Origin of the sequence: Thauera sp. GDN1, from assembly GCF_029223545.1 — a bacterium.
Classification (GTDB): Bacteria; Pseudomonadota; Gammaproteobacteria; order Burkholderiales; family Rhodocyclaceae; genus Thauera.
This window is the reverse complement of the sequence record NZ_CP097870.1, coordinates 3,850,101-3,870,385: the sequence shown is the minus strand read 5'-3', so window position 1 is coordinate 3,870,385 and position 20,285 is coordinate 3,850,101. Positions and strand designations below refer to the sequence as shown.

18 protein-coding genes are annotated in these 20,285 nt (G+C 68.9%); 16 read left to right on the top strand and 2 right to left on the bottom strand.

Annotation, left to right across the window (positions count from 1 at the left end):
* Window positions 1-322: 322 nt before the first annotated feature.
* The 16 genes from rpmH (at window position 323) to CKCBHOJB_RS17895 (ending at window position 18,517) form a co-directional block, all read left to right on the top strand.
* Window positions 323-457: a 50S ribosomal protein L34 gene (rpmH, locus tag CKCBHOJB_RS17970; RefSeq protein WP_002926183.1), complete on the top strand. Its 135-nt coding sequence runs from the start codon at window positions 323-325 to the stop codon at window positions 455-457.
* A 1-nt stretch (window position 458) separates the two neighbouring features.
* On the top strand, window positions 459-821 hold the full coding sequence (gene rnpA / locus CKCBHOJB_RS17965) for a ribonuclease P protein component (RefSeq protein ID WP_281050031.1): 363 nt from the start codon (window positions 459-461) through the stop codon (window positions 819-821).
* Window positions 818-1,027 carry a membrane protein insertion efficiency factor YidD gene (gene yidD / locus CKCBHOJB_RS17960; protein ID WP_281050030.1) on the top strand — a complete coding sequence of 70 codons (210 nt, stop codon included), beginning with the start codon at window positions 818-820 and terminating at the stop codon, window positions 1,025-1,027. The genes rnpA and yidD overlap by 4 nt, the downstream gene beginning before the upstream one ends.
* A gap of 20 nt (window positions 1,028-1,047) precedes the next feature.
* Complete coding sequence (gene yidC, locus CKCBHOJB_RS17955; RefSeq protein ID WP_281050029.1) at window positions 1,048-2,706, top strand: membrane protein insertase YidC; 1,659 nt, start codon at window positions 1,048-1,050, stop codon at window positions 2,704-2,706.
* Window positions 2,678-4,030, top strand: coding sequence for a tRNA uridine-5-carboxymethylaminomethyl(34) synthesis GTPase MnmE (mnmE, locus tag CKCBHOJB_RS17950; RefSeq protein ID WP_281050028.1), 1,353 nt, complete (start codon window positions 2,678-2,680; stop codon window positions 4,028-4,030). Before yidC ends, mnmE begins: the two co-directional genes overlap by 29 nt.
* A gap of 136 nt (window positions 4,031-4,166) precedes the next feature.
* Window positions 4,167-4,937 carry a TSUP family transporter gene (locus CKCBHOJB_RS17945; protein WP_281050027.1) on the top strand — a complete coding sequence of 257 codons (771 nt, stop codon included), beginning with the start codon at window positions 4,167-4,169 and terminating at the stop codon, window positions 4,935-4,937.
* A gap of 222 nt (window positions 4,938-5,159) precedes the next feature.
* A complete protein-coding gene (gene speD / locus CKCBHOJB_RS17940) occupies window positions 5,160-5,546 on the top strand; it encodes an adenosylmethionine decarboxylase (RefSeq protein ID WP_281050026.1) in 387 nt (128 codons plus the stop codon).
* A 3-nt stretch (window positions 5,547-5,549) separates the two neighbouring features.
* Complete coding sequence (gene speE / locus CKCBHOJB_RS17935) at window positions 5,550-6,437, top strand: polyamine aminopropyltransferase (RefSeq protein ID WP_281050025.1); 888 nt, start codon at window positions 5,550-5,552, stop codon at window positions 6,435-6,437.
* A gap of 143 nt (window positions 6,438-6,580) precedes the next feature.
* Window positions 6,581-7,843 (top strand): 16S rRNA (cytosine(967)-C(5))-methyltransferase RsmB, encoded by a 1,263-nt coding sequence (gene rsmB / locus CKCBHOJB_RS17930; RefSeq protein ID WP_281051726.1) that lies wholly within the window; start codon window positions 6,581-6,583, stop codon window positions 7,841-7,843.
* Window positions 7,803-8,402: a DUF4390 domain-containing protein gene (locus CKCBHOJB_RS17925; protein WP_281050024.1), complete on the top strand. Its 600-nt coding sequence runs from the start codon at window positions 7,803-7,805 to the stop codon at window positions 8,400-8,402. The genes rsmB and CKCBHOJB_RS17925 overlap by 41 nt, the downstream gene beginning before the upstream one ends.
* The gene (locus tag CKCBHOJB_RS17920; RefSeq protein ID WP_281050023.1) at window positions 8,399-10,516 is read left to right on the top strand and encodes an ATP-binding protein; all 2,118 of its coding nucleotides are present in this window, start codon (window positions 8,399-8,401) and stop codon (window positions 10,514-10,516) included. Before CKCBHOJB_RS17925 ends, CKCBHOJB_RS17920 begins: the two co-directional genes overlap by 4 nt.
* Before the next feature lie 9 nt (window positions 10,517-10,525).
* Window positions 10,526-11,773, top strand: a complete 1,248-nt coding sequence (locus CKCBHOJB_RS17915) for a response regulator (protein ID WP_281050022.1) — start codon at window positions 10,526-10,528, stop codon at window positions 11,771-11,773.
* Between the two features lie 103 nt (window positions 11,774-11,876).
* Entirely contained in the window at window positions 11,877-13,280 is a 1,404-nt protein-coding gene (gene trkA / locus CKCBHOJB_RS17910) for a Trk system potassium transporter TrkA (RefSeq protein ID WP_281050021.1), read from the top strand.
* Between the two features lie 13 nt (window positions 13,281-13,293).
* Window positions 13,294-14,751 carry a potassium transporter TrkG gene (locus CKCBHOJB_RS17905; RefSeq protein ID WP_281051725.1) on the top strand — a complete coding sequence of 486 codons (1,458 nt, stop codon included), beginning with the start codon at window positions 13,294-13,296 and terminating at the stop codon, window positions 14,749-14,751.
* A 125-nt stretch (window positions 14,752-14,876) separates the two neighbouring features.
* Window positions 14,877-15,947 (top strand): uroporphyrinogen decarboxylase, encoded by a 1,071-nt coding sequence (hemE, locus tag CKCBHOJB_RS17900; RefSeq protein WP_281050020.1) that lies wholly within the window; start codon window positions 14,877-14,879, stop codon window positions 15,945-15,947.
* Window positions 15,948-16,339: 392 nt separating this feature from the next.
* The gene (locus CKCBHOJB_RS17895; protein WP_281050019.1) at window positions 16,340-18,517 is read left to right on the top strand and encodes a primosomal protein N'; all 2,178 of its coding nucleotides are present in this window, start codon (window positions 16,340-16,342) and stop codon (window positions 18,515-18,517) included.
* Window positions 18,518-18,530: 13 nt separating this feature from the next.
* On the opposite strand, the gene CKCBHOJB_RS17890 is transcribed toward CKCBHOJB_RS17895, so the two are convergent.
* Together CKCBHOJB_RS17890 and can are read right to left on the bottom strand one after the other, a co-directional pair.
* A complete protein-coding gene (locus tag CKCBHOJB_RS17890) occupies window positions 18,531-19,442 on the bottom strand; it encodes an ROK family protein (RefSeq protein WP_281050018.1) in 912 nt (303 codons plus the stop codon).
* A gap of 16 nt (window positions 19,443-19,458) precedes the next feature.
* Window positions 19,459-20,103: a carbonate dehydratase gene (can, locus tag CKCBHOJB_RS17885; protein ID WP_281050017.1), complete on the bottom strand. Its 645-nt coding sequence runs from the start codon at window positions 20,101-20,103 to the stop codon at window positions 19,459-19,461.
* Window positions 20,104-20,285: the final 182 nt, after the last annotated feature.

The following is a 20,285-nucleotide window of genomic DNA, read 5'->3' as shown; positions in this document are numbered from 1 at the left end:
GGCGTGGGCGGCAGGCGAGGTTGACGGCGATAGGGTTTGTGCTTCGATGTACGACAATAGTGTGTGCTCATGGCGGCAGGGCGCCTGAACGGCGGGCATGCCGGGTGGTGCTCGGGTCGGAGTCGTGTGCCTGCATTGCGCTCGGACGGCGGCATTCGCTGGCGGCGTGGCCTGCGCAGCGCGCAGGGAGCCGGAGGCACGAAAGCAATCATTGTAATGCGCGCGACCCGACTTATCCACAGGGGTGGGCAAAAATTGTTCTTGACAAACATGGGATTATCCATTTAACTCTCGTGTTTGACCTAACACTGGCAGTCCGATCATGAAACGCACTTATCAGCCCTCCGTTGTCCGTCGCAAGCGCACCCACGGCTTCCTGGTCCGCATGAAGACCCGTGGCGGCCGTGCGGTCATCCGCGCACGTCGTGCCAAGGGCCGTCATCGCCTCGCCGTCTGAGGTGACGCTGCCCACGGGCGCTGACCAGGGTTTCCGCAGCGCTCACAGATTGCACAAAACGGATGAGTATTCATCCGTTTTTGCTTTTCGGCGGGCATTGCGCGGGCGCTTCTACATGCTGCATTACCGCCCCAACGACCTCGACACCGCCCGTCTCGGCGTGGTCGTGGCCAAGAAGCTCGCCAAGCGCGCGAACCTGCGCAATCTGGTCAAGCGCATCGCGCGCGAGACATTCAGGCGTCATCGCGAGGCGCTGCCGGCCATGGACCTCGTCGTGCGCCTGCATGCGCCGGTCGCGAAGGCGACCCGCGCCGAACTGAATCTCGACCTGCTCGCCTTGCTGCAGAGGTTGCCCCGCACATGAAAACCGTGTTGATCGCCCTGGTGCGTTTCTACCGCTACGCGATCAGCCCGATGCTCGGGCGCAACTGCCGTTTCCACCCGACCTGTTCCGAATACGCGATCGAGGCCATCGAACGCCACGGCGCGCTGCGCGGCGGCTGGATGGCGGCGAAACGGGTGGGGCGCTGTCACCCTTTCAATCCGGGCGGGTATGATCCCGTTCCCTGACCTGAGACAGAACGAATCCGATGGATCAACGCCGCCTCATCCTCTTCCTGATTTTCTCCTTCGCCATGGTCATGCTGTGGGAGGGCTGGATCAAGCATAACCAGCCGCCCGCAGCCCAGCAGCAGGCGGCCGCGGGTGCCGCGGCGACCGCCGACGGTGCCGTCCCCACGCCCACGCTGAGTGCCGCAGCGGGCCAGCCGGTCGTCCCCGGTGAGCAATCCGCCGCGGCCGCAGCCGCGCCGCGTGTGGTCGTCGAGACCGACATGCTGCGCGCCGAGGTGTCCGCCCAGGGCGGCGACATCGTCCGTCTCGAGCTCAAGCAGCACAAGGCGAGCGGCGAGGCTGGCGGCAACTTCGTGCTGCTCGACGACGGCACCACGCGCCACCAGTATGCCGCCCAGTCCGGCCTGATCGGTGAAGGCCTGCCCACGCACAAGACCGTGTTCGAGCTCCCCGCGAGCGCCTTGCAGCTCAAGGATGGCGAGGACAACGTGACCCTGCGCCTGCAGGCGCCGGAGCAGAACGGGGTGCAGGTCACCAAGCTGATGCGCTTCAATCGGGGCAGCTACCTGGTCGACGTGTCCTACGAGATCCGCAACGGCTCCGGCCAGGCGATCGCGCCGCACGCCTACTTCCAGCTCACCCGCGACGGCAACCCTGCCGAGCAGGTCGAAGCCTTCGGCGTCACCACCTTCACCGGCCCGGCCTTCTTCACCGACGCCAGCAAGTTCCAGAAGGTGAAGTTCGAGGACATCACCGACGGTGACGCCAAGTTCCCGAAGACGGCGAGCGACGGCTGGGTGGCGATGGTGCAGCACTACTTCGTCGGCGCCTGGCTGCCCGAGCAGGGCGCGGAGCGCGAGTATTTCGCCCGTGCGCTCGGCAACAACCTGTTCTCCGCCGGCGTGATCCTGCCGGTGGCCTCGATCGCCCCGGGCGCGGAAGGCGCGGTCGCCACCCGCCTGTACGCCGGTCCGCAGGAGCAGGACAAGCTCGAAGGCATCGCGCCGGGCCTCGACCTGGTGGTCGACTACGGCTGGCTGACCGTGATCGCCGCGCCGCTGTTCTGGGTGCTGTCGTGGCTCCACAAGCTGACCGGCAACTGGGGCTGGGCGATCATCCTGGTCACCGTGGCGATCAAGGCGATCTTCTTCCCGCTCTCGGCCGCCAGCTACAAGTCGATGGCCAAGATGCGCGTGCTCGGCCCGCGCCTGCAGCGCATGAAGGAGATGTACGGCAACGACAAGGCCAAGATGCAGCAGGAGATGATGAATCTCTACCGCACCGAGAAGATCAATCCGCTCGGCGGCTGCCTGCCGATCCTGGTGCAGATCCCGGTGTTCATCGCGCTGTACTGGGTGCTGCTGGGCAGCGTCGAGATGCGCCACGCGCCGTGGCTGGGCTGGATCACCGACCTGTCGGCCAAGGATCCGTACTTCATCCTGCCGATCATCATGGGCGCTTCCATGCTGATCCAGATGAAGCTGAACCCGACCCCGCCGGATCCGATCCAGGCCAAGGTCATGATGGCGATGCCGATCATCTTCACCTTCATGTTCCTGTGGTTCCCGTCGGGTCTGGTGCTGTACTGGGTGGTCAACAACTGCCTGTCGATCGCCCAGCAGTGGCAGATCACGCGGATGATCGAAAGTGCAAAGTCGGCCGGCAAGCCCGCCTGACACGATCGCCGCGATTGCGACGGCACCGGGGCGCGGCGGCGTCGGTGTCGTCCGCGTCTCGGGCGCCAGCCTGAGCGACTTCGCCTTCGCCCTGTGCGGGCGCGTGCCGAAACCGCGCACCGCACACTTCACGCGCTTCCTCGATGACGAGGGGCGCGCCATCGACGAAGGCATCCTCCTCTACTTCTCCGCCCCGGCGTCCTTCACCGGCGAGGATGTGCTCGAGCTGCAGGGCCATGGCGGCCCGGTGGTGATGCAGATGCTGCTCGAGCGCTGCCTGCAGCTCGGTGCGCGCCTGGCCGAGCCGGGCGAATTCACCCGTCGCGCCTTCCTCAACGGCAAGCTCGACCTGGCGCAGGCCGAGAGCGTCGCCGACCTCATCGAAGCCTCCACGGCCGCCGCCGCGCGTTCGGCGGTGCGCTCGCTATCCGGCCGTTTCTCGGAAGAGGTGCATCGCATCGTCGATGCCTTGATCGACCTGCGCATGCTGGTCGAGGCGACGCTGGACTTCCCCGAGGAAGAGATCGACTTCCTCGAGCGTGCGCGCGCGCTGCCCCGACTCGAAGGCATCCGCAGCCAGCTCGCGGAGCTGCTCGACCGTGCGCGTCAGGGTGCCTTGCTGCGCAGCGGCCTGAACGTCGTGCTGGTCGGGGAGCCCAACGTCGGCAAGTCGAGCCTGCTGAACCAGCTCGCCGGCGAGGAGCGGGCGATCGTCACCGACATCGCCGGCACGACGCGTGATGCCTTGCGCGAGACCATCCAGATCGAAGGCATACCGCTTCATATCATCGACACCGCCGGCCTGCGCGACACCGCGGACACCGTCGAGCGCATCGGCATCGAGCGCACCTGGCGCGAGATCGAGCGTGCGGACGTGATCCTGCGCCTGGTCGATGCAGCGCAGGGCGAGGGCGGCGATGACGACATCGACCGCCGCCTGCCACCTGCGGTGGAGCGGATCACGGTCGTCAACAAGATCGATCTCGTCGGCCTGGCGGCCGCGCGGAGCGAAGCCGGCGGCCGGGTACGGCTGCAGGTGTCCGCGCGCGGCGGGGAGGGGGTCGAGCTGGTGCGCCGCGAGCTGCTGCGTATCGCCGGCTGGCACGCGCATGGCGAGGACGTGATCCTCGCGCGCGAGCGGCATCTGCTCGCGCTGCGCCAGGCCTTGGCCCACGTGGTCGAGGCGGGTTGCCAGCTCGGCGCGCTGGAGCTGTTCGCCGAGGAGTTGCGCCTCGCGCAGGAACGGCTGGGCGAGATCACCGGTGAGTTCACCGCCGACGAGCTGCTCGGCGTCATCTTTTCCCGGTTCTGCATCGGAAAGTAGCCGTCCGCTTCATTGCGGACGATCGCCCGATGCGGGCTGAAGACGGCGGCGTTCCGGCCCTTCTCGCGGTCGTCTCTGATTCCGATGCGCGGCACTTCGAGCCGGCAAGCGGCTTGTTCCACGTGAAACAGTTCTCATGGATATCGACTTCATCTTTCTTGCGCTCGGCCTGGCGGCGCTTTTCGCCGGCTTCGTGGACTCGATCGTCGGCGGCGGCGGACTGATCCAGCTTCCGGCTCTGTTCGCCGCGTTCCCCGGAACCGCGCCGGCCACGCTGTTCGGCACCAACAAGCTGGCGAGCATTGTCGGCACCGGCACCGCAGCCTTCCAGTACAGCCGGCGGGTTGCGATCCCGTGGGCAGTGGCGGGGCCGGGCGCCGTGGCGGCCCTGGTGGGGTCGTGGTACGGGGCCAAGGCGGTCGCCTATCTCGATCCGTCGATCTTGCGCCCGCTGATCCTTATGCTGCTGATCCTGGTGGCCATCTACACCTTCATGCGCAAGGAGCTGGGCGCGGTGTCCACCGAGCCGGAGCATGGCCGGCGCTCGGTGGCGCTGGCGATCGCCATCGGCGGCGTGATCGGCTTCTACGACGGCTTCTTCGGGCCGGGGACCGGGAGCTTCCTGATCTTCCTGTTCATCCGCTTGCTCGGCATGGATTTCCTGCGTGCCTCGGTCTCGGCAAAGATCCTGAATGTCGCGACCAACCTCGCCGCGATCGCCTTCTTTGCCGGCAATGTCGAGCTGATGTGGAAGCTCGCTGCCGTGATGGCCGTGTGCAATCTCGCGGGATCGGTGCTGGGTTCGCGGATGGCGCTGAAGCATGGCACCGGCTTCGTCCGCAAGATGTTCCTCGGCGTGGTACTGGTCCTGATCGCGCGTCTGGCCTACGACACATTCCTGCGCTGAGCGGCGAGCGTGTTCCACGTGGAACAGCACGGTAAGGCTCGAGTGGATGTTGAGAACGGCGGACGCTGCGCCTCCCGTACGACCCACAGGAGGCGCGATCGCCGCGCGCCATTGCAGGACTGGCATATGCATGGCTTCCATGCAGAATATTTTTGCCGAAATATTGCATCGGCGCCGCGTGATACAATCGGCTGCTTCATTCACCTTGGCAGAACTGGGGAAATGAACGGACTTCATCTGATTGCCGATATCTATCGCTGCCGTCCGGACGGCGAGATCCTCACCCGACGTGCCGCGCTCGAGGCACTTTGCGTGGAAGAGTGCCGCAATGCGGGCCTCAGCCCGCTGGGTGCCTACTTCTATCAGTTCGAGGACGAGCAGGGCCAGCCTGCGGGCGTGACCGGCACCGTGGTGCTCGCCGAATCCCATCTCGCTATTCACACCTGGCCGGAGACCGGCGACGTCACGCTCGACGTCTATGTGTGCAATTTCTCGCGCGACAACAGTGGCCGTGCCCGCCAGGTGTTCCAGCGCGTCATCGACGGCCTGGCGCCGGAGGAGATCGTTCGCCACGAGGTCGTCCGGGGCCGGCTGGCAGTGGAGGCGTGATTCATGAGCGATGATGTCGAGAGCCGTTTGCCCGCGGGTGTGCTGGCCGAGGATCTGTGCGAGGACGCGGGCTATTTTCTGCGTGGCGCGCATCTGCTCGAGGCCGGACGGTCGCAGTGGCAGAGCTACGAGGTCTGGGACACGCCGCGCTTCGGTCGCCTGTTCCGGCTCGACGGCTGCTTCATGACCTCGGAACGGGACGAGTTCCACTACCACGAGAACCTCATCCACGTCCCCGGCATCGCCCATCCCGGGCCGCGCAGCGCGCTGATCATCGGCGGCGGCGACGGCGGATCGGCCGAGGAGCTGCTGAAGTACCCGAGCATGGAGCGGATCGTGCTCGTCGAACTCGACGAGCAGGTGGTCGCGCTCTCGCGCCGCTACCTGCAGGCGGTGCACCACGGCGCGCTCGACGATCCGCGGGTCGACATCCGCATCGGCGACGGCATGAAGTACGTGCTCGAGGACGGTCCCGCGGCTGGCGCCCGCTACGACATGATCGTGCTCGACCTGACCGATCCGGTCGGGCCGGCGGAGGCGCTGTATGCGACCGACTTCTTCGCTGCCTGCCGCGCGTTGCTGGCCGAAGGCGGGGTGCTGAGCCTGCACATCGGTACGCCGGTGTATCAGCCCGAGCGCGTGCAGGCCCTGGTGGGCCGCCTGCGCGGGGTGTTCGCCTGCGTGCGCCCTTACTTCCTGTACATCCCGCTCTACGGTAGCCTGTGGGGTCTGGCGTCCGCATCCGATCGCGTGGATCCTGCCGCCCTGTCCGCCGACGAGGTGGAGCGTCGTCTGGCCGCGCGCGCCATCGCTGGCCTGCAGCATCTGAACGGCGCCGTTCACAGCGCACAATTCGCGCTTCCCAATCACCTGCGCGCCTTGCTGGCCTGAGCCGGCCGGGCGTGCCAACGCCCATTTCCCTCACCGTGACCTTCCCGCCCCGCTCCGAACGCCGCCCGCCGCGCGCCTCTCATGGCCGTCCGGGCCACGCCCGTCCCGCGCCGCAACGGCCCGCCAGCCTCGCGCCGGACAGTCTGGCCCAGTCCTTCGCCTGGGCCGCCGAGCTCGTTGCCGGCGTGCTCGAAGGCGGCAACCTCACCGATGCCTACGAGCGCATGCAGGCCGCGCATCCGGAGTGGCCGGAAGCGACGCGCGGCGCGGTCCGCGATCTCGCCTGGACCACGCTGCGCGAGTTCCGCCACGGCAGTGTCGTGCTCGACCACCTGCTGCAGACCTCGCCCGCGACCCTGATCCATGCGCTGCTGCTGGTGGCGCTGGCGCGGCTGCGGCAGCGTCCGGAGCAGTCGCATACCGTGGTCGACCAGGCGGTGCAGGCCGCGGCCGCGCTGATGCCGGGGCTGAAGAACCTGGTCAATGGCGTGCTGCGCAATGCGCTGCGCCAGCGCGCGCAGTGGCCGGCGTGGGTGGAACTCGATCCCGAGGCGCGTCACGGCTTCCCGGCGTGGTGGATCCAGCGCGTGAAGACGGCGCATCCTGCCGCTTGGGAAGCCGCGCTTGCGGCCGGCAACGAGCGTCCGCCGATGGCCGTGCGCGTCAACCCTCGCCGCGCTTCGATCGAGCAGGCCCAGGCCGAGCTCGAAGCGGTCGGCTCCGCCTGCCGTCGGCTGGCGAACGATGCGCTCCTGCTCGAGCGTGCGCTGCCGGTCGCCCGCCTGCCGGGCTACGCGGAGGGCAGGGTGTCGGTGCAGGACGCCGGGGCGCAGTGGGCGGCCCGCCTGCTCGATCCGCAAGCGGGCGAACGCGTGCTCGACGCCTGCGCGGCGCCGGGCGGCAAGACCGCGCATCTGCTCGAGCGCGCCGACGTCGAACTGCTCGCACTCGAGCTCGATCCCGTGCGCGCGCGCCGGGTCGAGCACAACCTCGCCCGTCTCGGCCTGCACGCCGAGGTGAAGGTGGCCGACTGCCGGGAGCGTGCGCGCTGGTGGGACGGTCGTCCCTTCGACCGCATCCTGGCCGACGTGCCGTGCTCGGCCTCGGGCGTGGTGCGCCGCCATCCCGACATCAAGTGGCTGCGGCGCGACACCGACATCGTGCAGTTTGCCGCGCAGCAGGCGCAAATCCTGGAGGCGCTTTGGCACACGCTGGCGCCGGGTGGCACAATGCTTTACGTCACGTGCTCGGTGTTCGACGAGGAGAATGCCGGGCAGATCGCCCGCTTCTGCGCTCGTCACGCCGATGCACTCCGCCTGCCGATCGAGGGGCGCCCGGATCTTCAACTGCTGCCCGATGCCGAACATGACGGCTTTTATTTCGCGCTGCTTCGCAAGCAGGCCTGAGCGCCTGCTGCGCTGGGTGCTGTGCGTGCTGACCGCCATCCTGGCCTCGGCAGCCCAGGCCGAGACGGCGATCCGCAGCGCGGAGATCGTCCCCGGTGACGGCGGCTACGTGCTCAATGCCGACATCGACCTCGAGCTCAATCCGCGCCTGGTCGATGCGGTCTCGCGCGGGGTCTCGCTGTACTTCACCACAGAGCTCGTGGTGGAGCGTCCGCGCTGGTACTGGCTCAACGCCACGGTGGTCGAGCGCAGCCTGGAGTACCGCATTTCCTACCACGCCATCACCCGCAGCTACCGCCTCTCGATCGGCAGCATCCATCAGAGCTTCGACAGCCTCGAAGGCGCGGTGCGCACCATGCAGCGCGTGCGCAACTGGCAGGTCGCCGATGCAGATGCGCTGCAGGCGGGCGTCTCGCACGAAGTCGCGCTGCGCTTCCGCCTCGACACCAGCCAGTTGCCCAAGCCCTTCCAGGTCACCGCCATCGGCAGCAGCGACTGGAACATCGGCACCGACTGGGTGCGCTGGACCTTCCTGCCCGGAGCGCCGGGTTTCCGATGAAGCGCATCCTGCTCGTCGTCGCCGCTGCGCTCGCCGGCATCTCGCTGTTCCTGCTGACCTCGGCCAGTGCCAACACCGAGCTGTTCGCCAGCAGCTATCCTTACCTGCTCGCCCTCAACGGCGTCATGGTGGTCGTGCTCGGCGCGCTGGTCGGCGTGCAGCTGCGCCAGCTCTGGCGCGAGTACCGCGCCCGCCAGTTCGGCTCGCGGCTCAAGTACCGTCTGGTGCTGCTGTTCGCGCTGATGGGGGTCGTGCCAGGGCTGGTCATCTATGCGGTGTCGCTGCAGTTCGTCGTGCGCAGCATCGAGTCCTGGTTCGACGTGCGGGTGGATTCCGCGCTCGAGGGCGGCATCGCCCTCGGCCAGAACGCGCTCGACTACCTGGTCACCCAGGTGCGCGACAAGGCCGACGACATGGTCATCGACCTGGAGGGCGCGAGCCAGGGCGCGGCCACCCGGCTCAACCGCCTGCGCGAACAGGCCGGCATCAGCAGCGCCACCATCCTGTCCGCAAACGGGCAGGTGCTGGCGACCGCCTCGGATTCGGGCCAGACCCTGGTCCCCGACCTGCCGGATCCGGGGGAGCTGCGCCAGGCGCGCCAGGTTCGCCAGTTCCATTCCGTGGGCAGCCTGCCCGACGGCCGGCTGGTGATCCGCGTCACCACCGCGATCCCGATGCGCACCCTGGCCGGCGAGGCGCGCCTGCTGGTGCTGAGCCAGCCGGTGCCGGAGTCCTTCGGACGTCACGCCGAGGCGGTGCAGGAGGCCTATCGCGAGTACCAGCAGCTGACGCTGGGGCGCAGCGGCCTCAAGCGCATCTACACGGTGACGCTGAGCCTGACCCTGCTGCTGGCGCTGCTCGGTGCGCTGGCGATGGCGGTGCTGATCGCCCGCCGCCTTGCGGCACCGCTGCTGATCCTCGCCGAGGGCACGCAGGCGGTGGCCCAGGGCGACTTCAGCCCACGCCAGGCCTTGCCCGCCAACGACGAACTGGGCGTGCTGACCCAGTCCTTCAACCGCATGACCCGCCAGCTCCAGGAGGCGCGCGCCGCGGCCGACCGCAACCGCGCGGAAGTCGAAGCCGCGCGCGCCTATCTCGAATCGGTGCTCGCCAACCTGTCGACCGGCGTCCTCGCCTTCTCGCCGGAGGGCCACCTGCGCGCGGCCAACCACGGCGCGCTGCAGATCCTCGACGACGACCTCGCCGGCTTCGAGGACATCACCCTGGACGCCTGGCCGCGCCATGGCGAGCTGCGCGACGTGTTGCGCGAGGGCTTCGCCACCAACGAGGGCGACTGGCAGAAGCAGATGGACCTGCCGGTCAAGGACAGCACGCCGCGCACGCTGCTGATCCATGGCTCGCGCCTGCCGGCGAGCACCGGCGGCGGCCTGGTGGTCGTGTTCGACGACATCTCCAGTCTGGTCGCCGCGCAGCGCACCGCGGCCTGGGGCGAGGTCGCCCGTCGCCTGGCGCACGAGATCAAGAACCCGCTGACCCCGATCCAGCTCTCGGCCGAGCGCCTGGCCTTCAAGCTCGCCGACCGCCTCGACGACAGCGGCCGCGAGATGCTGGAGCGCGCGACGACGACCATCGTCAACCAGGTCGAGGCGATGAAGAACCTGGTCAACGCCTTCCGCGACTATGCGCGGCTGCCGGCGCCGAACCTGACGCCGATCGACCTCAATGCGCTGATCCGCGAGGTGCTCAACCTGTACGAGAGCACCAGCGTGCGCATCCGCACCGAACTGGGCAGCAACCTGCCGCCGGTGCAGGGCGATCCGACGCAGATCAGACAGGTGATCCACAATATGCTGCAGAATGCGCAGGATGCGCTCGTCGCCCAGGACGACGGCGAGATCGGCGTCCTCACCCGCCGCGACGGCGAGCGCGCGGTCCTGCTGTTCCGCGACAACGGCCCGGGCTTCCCGGCGGAGGTGCTGGCGCGGGCCTTCGAACCCTACTTCACCACCAAGTCGCGCGGCACCGGCCTCGGCCTGGCCATGGTGAAGAAGATCGTGGACGAACACGGCGGCGACGTCCGCCTGAGCAATCGCGAGGGCGGGGGCGCGGAAGTGCGCATCCGGCTGCGGCTTGCCGAACACAATGAGATTTGAAGAAACACAATGGCGAAAATTCTGATCGTTGACGACGAAATCGGTATCCGCGAACTGCTGTCCGAGATCCTGCGCGACGAAGGCCACGACGTGCTGCTGGCCGAGAACGCGAGCGCGGCGCGCGCGGCGCGCAATGCGGTGCGGCCCGACATGGTCCTGCTCGACATCTGGATGCCCGACACCGACGGCATCACCCTGCTCAAGGAATGGGCGGCCAACGGCCAGCTCAACATGCCGGTGGTGATGATGTCCGGCCACGGCACCATCGACACCGCGGTCGAGGCCACGCGCATCGGCGCGATCGACTACCTGGAGAAGCCGATCGCGCTGCAGAAGCTGCTCGCCGCGGTCAAGCGCGGCCTGCAGCGCCCGCAGGCGCCCGGCGCACCAGCGCCGCTGACGCTGGCGGCCTTCACCCGATCGGTGCCGCTGCGCGAGCTCAAGCGCCGCGTCGAGCAGATCACCGGCAGCTCGCGCGTGCTGCTGCTGCGCGTCGGTGCCGGCACGCTGGCCGAGCTGGTCGCGCGCAGCGTGCAGGCGCCGAACGCACCCTGGCTGGACCTGGCCGGCATCACCGTCCCCCTCGACATCGGCCAGCTGCAGGCCGCGCACGGCGGCGTGCTCTTCGTCGGCGAGCTCGCGCGCCTGTCGCGCGCGCAGCAGAAGAACCTCGCCTTCGCGCTCGACCGCCTCGAGCGCTACGACCTGCGCCTGGTGGTGGCCACCGACCGCAGCGTGGAAGGCCTGATCGGCGAGGGCTGGGAGGAGGGGCTGCTGAGCCGCCTGTTCGAGGTCAGCCTGGCGCCGCCGTCGATCGCCGACGTGCGCGACGACCTGCCCGAGCTCGCCAGCCAGCTGCTGCTGCACCTGGTCGAGGCCGGCGAGGTGCCGCTGCGCCGCTTCTCGACCGCGGCGCTGAACCAGCTCCGCAACCTGCCCTGGCCGGGCGGCTACCCGGAGCTGCGCGCCGCGGTGAAGTCGCTCGCGCTCGGCACCCTGGAAGAGGAGATCGGCGCCAGCGAAGTGCGCCGCCTGCTGCCGCCCGACCTCGCCGCGGGGGCGTGCGGGGTCTCGCTCGACCAACCCCTGCGCGAGGCGCGCGAGGCCTTCGAGCGCATGTACTTCGAGCACCACCTGCGCCTGGAGGGCGGCAACATGACGCGCCTGGCGGAAAAGACCGGGCTGGAGCGCACCCACCTCTATCGCAAGCTCAAGCAGCTCGGCCTGCAGGCCGGACGCCGGCACGAAGAGAACTGATCCGACGCGGCGTGCGGCAGCGATTGCTGCGCCGCACAATCCGCTTTGTCGGCATGCGTGCCGGGCGTAGAATCATTCTCTTACATTCAGTCGGGAATACAGGGTGAAGATCATCATTCTCGGTGCCGGGCAGGTGGGGGCATCGGTCGCGGAAAACCTGGTGTCGGAGGCGAACGACATCACGCTCGTCGACACCAGCGAGGAATACCTCGCCGCGCTGCGTGAACGCCTCGAGATCCGCACCGTCTGCGGCAATGCGGCCTCGCCCAGCGTGCTGAAGGAAGCGGGCGCCGAGGATGCCGACCTGCTGATCGCGGTCACCCAGTCCGACCAGACCAATCTTTGCGCCTGCCGCATCGCCAAGGCGCTCTACAACCTGCCCACCCGCATCGCCCGCCTGCGCTCGACCGATTACGTCGACCATCCGGAACTGCTCGACGACGACAACTTCGCGGTCGACTTCTCGATCTGCCCCGAGCAGGTCGTCACCGACTACATCAAGCGCCTGATCGCCTTCCCCGAGGCGCTGCAGGTGCTCGAGTTCGCCGACGGCGTGGTCAGCCTGATCTGCGTGCGCGCCTTCGAGGGCGGGCCGCTGGTCGGCCATCCGCTCAAGGCGCTGCGCTTCCACCTGCCCAACGTCGAGGTGCGGATCGCCGCGATCTACCGCAACGGCGAGCCGATCATGCCCGAGGGCGACACCATCATCCTGCCCGGTGACGAGGTGTTCTGCCTCGCGGCCTCGGTGCACATCCGCCAGGTGATGCGCGAGCTGCGCCGCTCCGACAAGCCGATGCGGCGGATCATGATCGCCGGCGGCGGCAACATCGGCTTTCGCCTCGCGCAGTCGATCGAGGACAACTACCACGTCAAGATCCTCGAGCTCAACCGCACCCGCGCCGAGATGCTCGCCTCCCAGCTCTCCAACGCGCTGGTGCTGCGCGGCGACTCGACCGACGAGAAGCTGCTCGAGACCGAGGGCATCGACGAGACCGACCTGTTCGTCGCGCTGACCAACGACGAGGAGGACAACATCATGTCCGCCTCGCTCGCCAAGCGCATGGGCGCACGCCGCACGCTGGCGCTGATCAATCGCAAGAGCTACGTGGACCTGGTGCAGGGCGGGCCGATCGACATCGCCATCTCGCCTGCGCACACCTCGATCGGCACGCTGCTCGCCCACGTCCGCCGCGGCGACGTCGTGGCGGTGCACAGCCTGCGCCGCGGCGCCGCCGAGGCGCTGGAGATCATCGCCCACGGCAACAGCAAGGATTCCAAGGTGGTCGGGCGCGCGATCGAGGAGATCCCGCTGCCGCGCGGCACCGGCATCGGCGCCATCGTGCGCGACGAGAGGAACGAGGAGGGGCGGGTGGTGCGGCGCGCGGTGATCATGCCGCACCACGACACCGTGATCGAGGAGGACGACCACGTGATCGTCTTCTGCACCAGCAAGAAGCTCGTGCAGAAGGTCGAGAAGCTGTTCCAGGTCGGTTTCCACTTCCTCTGACATGCAGACCTCCCTGCGCGCTTACCATCCGGCGCTGAACGCGCTCGGCCTGATCATCATGATCTTCGGCCTGCTGATGGGCTTTCCGCTCGTGGTGTCGGCCTGGGTTGGCGACGGCGCGACGCTGGCCTACGACCAGGCGCTGTTCGTGACCTTCGTCGCCGGCCTGCTGCTGTGGGCGACCACCCGCACCCAGCGCCGCGACCTGCGGGTGCACGACGGCTTCCTGCTCGTGGCCTCGACCTGGGTGGTGCTGCCGCTGTTCGGCGCCTTGCCGCTGCTCGCCTACATCCCCGAGCTGCGCTTCACCGACGCCTATTTCGAGGCGGTGTCCGGGCTCACCGCCACCGGGGCGACGGTGCTCACCGGGCTGGACCAGCTGCCCCTGTCGATCAACCTGTGGCGCACCTTCATGCACTGGGTCGGCGGCATGGGCGTGATCGTGCTGGTGGTGGCGATCCTGCCGCTGCTCGGCATCGGCGGCCGCCAGCTGTACAAGGCCGAGGTGCCGACGCCGATGAAGGACTCGAGCCTGACGCCGCGCATCGCCGAGACCGCCAAGGGGCTGTGGCTCACCTACGTGCTGCTCACCATCGCCTGCGGGTTCAGCCTGTGGTGGGCGGGGCTCGAGGGCTGGGATGCGGTGATCCACGCCTTCAGCGTCACCGGCCTGGGCGGATTCTCGAACAAGGACGCCTCGCTCGGCCACTTCGCCAATCTCAACGTCGAGATCGTCACCATCGTCTTCGCCCTGCTCGCGGGGCTGAACTACGCCACCCACTACCTCGCGCTGATGCGGCGCTCCTTCAGCCCCTACGCGCGCGACCCCGAGATCCCGTTCTATTTCATGGTGCTGGGCTTGAGCATCGTGATGCTGACCGTCTATCTGCTGGTCCAGGGCGTGTTTACCGACATCGGCGAGGCCCTGCGCTACGTCGCCTTCCACGTGGTGTCGATCTCCACCTCGCTCGGCCTGGCGACCTACGACTACACCGCATGGCCGATGTTCGCGCAGATCTGGATCCTGTTCCTCGGCAGCTTCATCGCCTGTTCCGGCTCCACCGGCGGCGGCATCAAGATGATGCGGGCGATGATCCTGTACAAGCAGGTGTTCCGCGAGATCGTGCGCTCGCTGCACCCCAACGCGGTGCGCCCGGTGCGCATGGGCACGAAGCCGGTGCCGGAGAACATCCTGCACGCGGTGCTCGGCTTCAGCTTCATGTACATGGTGTCGATCGTCAGCCTGACCCTGGTGCTGTCGGCGACCGGGCTGGAACTGGTCACCGCCTTCTCCGCGGTGGTGGCCTGCCTGAACAACACCGGGCCGGGGCTGGACATGGTCGGTCCGGCGTCCAATTACCAGGCGCTCGAAGCCTTCCAGAAGTGGGTGCTGTGCTTCGCGATGATCCTCGGCCGCCTGGAGATCTTCACCTTCCTGGTCGTGCTCACGCCCACCTTCTGGCGGCGCTGAGCGCGCCCGCGCCGCGCCCGTCCGGCCCGCTTGACCGCCGACAACCCCCGAGTCCGCCCGGACAGGCGATAATCGCGGCTTGAGCACGATTGCCCGCACTGATTGCCTGCACTGAAGGACTCGACGTGAGCCGACTGAAAAACGATACGTTCCTGCGTGCGCTGCTGCGCCAGCCCACCGAATACACCCCCGTCTGGCTGATGCGCCAGGCCGGACGCTACCTGCCGGAGTACTGCGAGACCCGCCGCCGCGCCGGCAACTTCCTCAACCTGTGCAAGAGCCCGGCGATGGCCTGCGAGGTCACGCTGCAGCCGCTGGCGCGCTACGACCTCGACGCCGCCATCCTGTTCTCCGACATCCTCACCGTGCCCGACGCCATGGGCCTCGGCCTGTACTTCGCCGAAGGCGAGGGCCCGCGCTTCGAGCGTCCGCTCAAGGACGAGTGGGAGATCCGCAACCTGAGCGCGCCCGATCCCCATGCCGAGTTGCAGTACGTGATGGACGCGGTCAGCGAGATCCGCCGCGCGCTCGACGGCAGCGTGCCGCTGATCGGCTTCTCCGGCAGCCCGTGGACGCTGGCCTGCTACATGGTCGAGGGCGGCTCGTCCGACGACTACCGCAAGGTCAAGAGCCTGGCCTACAGCCGTCCCGACCTGATGCACCACATCCTCGACGTCACCGCGCAGGCGGTGGTGAAGTACCTCAACGCGCAGATCGAGGCCGGCGCGCAGGCGGTGATGGTGTTCGACTCCTGGGGCGGGGTACTGTCCGAGGCGGCTTACAAGGAATTCTCGCTGCGCTATCTGGAGCAGGTCGTGTCCGGCCTGATCCGCGAGCGCGACGGCGAGCGCGTGCCCAGCATCGTGTTCACCAAGGGCGGCGGGCTGTGGCTGGAGTCGATCGCCGCCATCGGCAGCGACGCCGTCGGCCTCGACTGGACCATGGACATCGGCCGCGCCCGCCAGCTGGTGGGTGACAAGGTGGCGCTGCAGGGCAACCTCGACCCCAACGTGCTGTTCGCGCCGCCCGAGGCGGTCGCCACCGAAACCCGCCGCGTGCTGGATGCCTTCGGCAACCATCCGGGCCACGTCTTCAACCTCGGCCATGGCATCTCGCAGTTCACGCCGCCGGAGAACGTCAACGTGCTGGTCGACACCGTGCACAGCTACAGCCGCGAGATTCGCGCACGCGGCTGACGCAGGGCGAACAGGCGGCGATCCGGCCCGGTTCCGGGCGCCGCCTGTCAAGCACAAAATTGCGCATTCGGTGCTTGACTTATGCACATCCAGCGGTTCCAGGCGGCCTTTCGCCGGTGGAATCGCCGCTTATGCGACGATTTGCTCAAGTCATTGAAAAATAAAGAATAATAAATAGCGCAATGTTAAGGCAATGTGACGAAAAGCCTTATCCGGCGCCGGATTTGGGCTGATTCACCCAGCTTTCCCACAAACTTATCCACAAGTTTTGTGGACAAGCGCATTGGCCCATTTCCGGCCAGAGACTTGACTGGCGTTTTCTCCATCCGGCCTCACCAAAGCTTCGCAAGTCGCTGAAGCGGAAGAACTTTCACTAAACGCTCCGCCGCACCATGGCCATCGTCCGCGTCGCCCTGCCCATCCCGCTGCCGCAAGTCTTTGATTACGCTGCGGCAGATGCCGGCGCGGCGGACGTCGGGCGGTGCGTGAAGGTGCCGTTCGGGCGTGGCGACCGCAACGGACTGATCGTCGCGCTCGGCGAGGAGGCGGAGGTCGAGCCGGGGCGGCTCAAGGCGGTGCACCACATCCAGCGTGCCGTGCCGCCGCTGCCGGCGGACTGGCTGGAGCTGGTCGGCTTCGTCGCGCGCTACTACCACGCCCCGATCGGCGAGGTGGTGGCGCTCGCGCTGCCGCCCGGCCTGCGCCGCGCCGACGGCGTCAGCGACGCGGACGAGGACCCCTTGCTCGACATCACGCCGGCCGGCCGCGAGGCGATCGACGCCGCGAAGCGGGCGAGCAGGGCGCTCGCGCTGCTGCAGGCGCTCGCGGCCGAGACCGGCCCCTGGCGGCGCAGCGTGATCCGCGCGCTGGACGGCGGCGAGGCGGTCGGCGACCTGCTGCGCCGCGGCTGGCTGGCCGAGGTGGAAGGCGAGGGCGGTGGCGCAGCCGGCACCGGCACGCTGCCCGAGCTCACCGCCGAGCAGGCGACCGCGGTCGATGCCATCCTCGGTGGTGGAGCGGGTTTCCGCCCCTGGCTGCTGCACGGCGTCACCGGCAGCGGCAAGACCGAGGTCTACCTGCGCCTGGCCGCGCACATGCTGGCGCAGGGCCGCCAGGTGCTGATGCTGGTGCCGGAGATCGCGCTCACCCCGCAGCTCGAGCAGCGGGTGGCGCAGCGCTTCGCCGCCGCCAACGTGGTCAGCCTGCATTCCGCGCTCGCCGACGGCGCGCGCTCGCGCGGCTTCGTGCAGGCGCTGACCGGCCGCGCCGACATCGTGCTCGGCACCCGGCTCGCGGTGTTCGCGCCGCTGCCGCGGCTGGGCCTGATCCTGGTCGACGAGGAGCACGACGCATCCTACAAGCAGCAGGAGGGCGTGCGCTACTCGGCGCGCGACGTCGCGGTGTGGCGCGCGCGCCAGCGCGACGTGCCGGTGGTGCTGGGTTCGGCCACGCCCTCGCTGGAGACCTGGTACCACGCCAGGAGCGAGCGCTACGCGCTGCAGACCCTGAGCCAGCGCGCGGTGGCCGCCACGCTGCCCGTGGTGCGCTGCATCGACACCCGCCGCATGAAGCTCGACGAAGGGCTGAGCCCGGGCCTGCAGGCCGCGATCGCGCAGCGTCTGGAACGCGGCGAGCAGAGCCTGGTATTCCTCAACCGCCGCGGCTATGCGCCGGTGCTGTCGTGTCCGTCCTGCGGCTGGGTCAGCCGCTGCCCGCACTGCACCGCCAACCTCGTCGTGCATCTGGCCGACCGCCGCCTGCGCTGCCACCACTGCGGCTGCGACGGCCCGATCCCGCACGCCTGTCCGAGCTGCGGCAACCAGGACATCCAGCCCTTCGGCCGCGGGACCCAGCGCATCGAGGCGCGCCTGGCCGAGCTCTTCCCGCAGGCGCGCGTACTGCGCGTCGATCGCGACGCCGCGCGCACCCGCAAGCAGTGGGAAAAGCTGCTCGACACCATCGCCGCCGGCGAGGCCGACATCCTGGTCGGCACGCAGATGATGGCCAAGGGCCACGACTTCCCGAAGCTCACCCTGGTCGGCGTGATCGGCGCCGATTCCTCGCTGCACGCCGCCGACTTCCGCGCCCCCGAGCGCCTGTTCCAGCAGCTGATGCAGGTCGGCGGCCGCGCCGGACGCGGCACGCTGCCGGGCGAGGTGCTGATCCAGACCGAGTACCCGATGCACCCGCTCTACCTGCATCTGGCCAGGCACGACTTCGACGCCTTCGCCCGCATGGCCTTGCAGGAGCGCCGCGCCGCCGGCTTCCCGCCCTTCACCCATCAGGCCATGCTGCGCGCCGATGCGCCCATGCTGGAGGATGCGGTGGAGTTCCTGCGCCACGCCCGCCGCCTCGCCGAGGAGCGCGCGCCCGAAGGGCTGCGCCTCTACGACCCGGTGCCGATGCGCATGACCCGGCTGGCGCGCCGCGAGCGCGCGCAGCTGCTGGTCGAGGCCGACCAGCGCGGTCCGCTGCAGGCCTTCCTCGCCGAGTGGATGGCGGTGCTGTACCGCCAGCGCACCGCGCGCGAACTGCGCTGGCAGCTCGACGTCGATCCGCTGGACGTGTGAGCGCGGGGCCGGCTCAGCCGGTGTGCGCGGGCCACAGCCAGGCCGCGCCGCGCACCCCCGAGGCGTCGCCGTGCGCCGCCGGCACCAGCCGCGTCACCACCTGGTCCGAGAACACGTGCGCCAGCCACAGGCGCGGCACGTTCGCGTACAGGCGCCCGATGCGCGACAGGCCGCCGCCGAGCACGATCACCTCGGGGTCGAGCAGGTTGATCACGCCCGCCAGCGCACGCGCGAGGCGGGCCTCGTAGCGCGCCAGCGTGGCCGCGCACGCCGCGTCGCCGCGCGCGGCGCGACTGGCGATGGTGGCCGCGTCGAGGGCCTCGCCGCCATGGCGCAGGTGGTCGGCGGTCATGGCGGGCCCGGAAAGATAGGTCTCGATGCAGCCCGCACGCCCGCAGTAGCAGGCGGGCAGCGGCAGCTCGCCGGCGGTGGGCAGCGGCAGCGGATTGTGGCCCCATTCGCCGGCCACCGCGTTGGCGCCGACCAGCAGCCGGCCATCGACCACGATGCCGCCGCCGACCCCGGTGCCGAGGATGGCGGCGAATACCGTGCGCGCGCCGGCCGCGGCGCCGTCGGCGGCTTCCGACATCGCCAGGCAGTTGGCGTCGTTGGCGAGGCGGAGCGGGCGGCCGAGCAGGGCCTCGAGATCGCGCTGCAGCGGCCGGCCGTTCAGGCAGGTGGAGTTGGCGTTGCGGATGCGGCCGTCGCGCGGCGAGGGCGAGCCCGGCGTGCCGATGCCGATCGCGGCGGTGCAGCCGATGACCGCCTCGGCCGCCCGCACCAGCGCGGCGATCGTGCCCAGCGTGGCCTCGTAGTCGCCCTGCGGCGTCGGCACCCGCTTGCGCCAGCGCACGCCGCCATCGTCGGCGAGCACGACGAGTTCGATCTTGGTGCCGCCGAGGTCGATGCCGATGCGCGCGGCCATGACGCTGCGCTGGCGCTCAGTCGCGCTCGGCGGCGTCGCGGTAGCGCTCGACCGCTTCCTCGCGGCTGCCGGCGCTGACGCCGAGGTCGCGCACCAGGCCGTCCTGCAGGCTGTAGCACCAGCCGTGCACGGTCACGCTCTGGCCGCGCTGCCAGGCCTCGCGCAGCACCGAGGTCTGGCACACGTTCACCACCTGGTGCATGGCATTGAGCTCGCACAGGCGGTCGGCGCGCGCCACCGGGCTCTCGATGCGCTCCAGGCGGTCGAGGTGGCGGTCGCGCACGTCCTGGATGTGGCGCAGCCAGTTGTCGGTGAGGCCGGTGCGGTTGTCGTTCATCGCCGCCTTGACCCCGCCGCAGCCGTAGTGGCCGACCACCAGGATGTGCTTCACGCGCAGCATCTCGACCGCGTAGTGGATCACCGACAGCGCATTGAGGTCGGTGTGCACGACCACGTTGGCGATGTTGCGATGCACGAAGACCTCGCCCGGCGCCAGGCCGACGACCTGGTTGGCGGGCACGCGGCTATCCGAGCAGCCGATCCACAGGTACTCGGGCGACTGCTGGTTGACCAGGCGGGTGAAGAACTCGGGGTCCTCCGCGTGCATGCGCTCGGACCAGTTCTTGTTGTTGGTGAAGAGGTGTTCGATGGGGCTCGGCATGATTCCGGTGTGACAGGGGCTGGCCCGGCGCGCGGGCGATGCGTGATTATGGAGAGGCGGACGGCCGTCTGCCAGCACTGTCGCAGTGCTCGCCCCTGCGCCCGGCCAGGGACGGAACCTTCGCACAGGGCCGTGTTCATGTCGGGTTAAGGGGGACGCGCATAGCTTCGAGGGCGAACGAT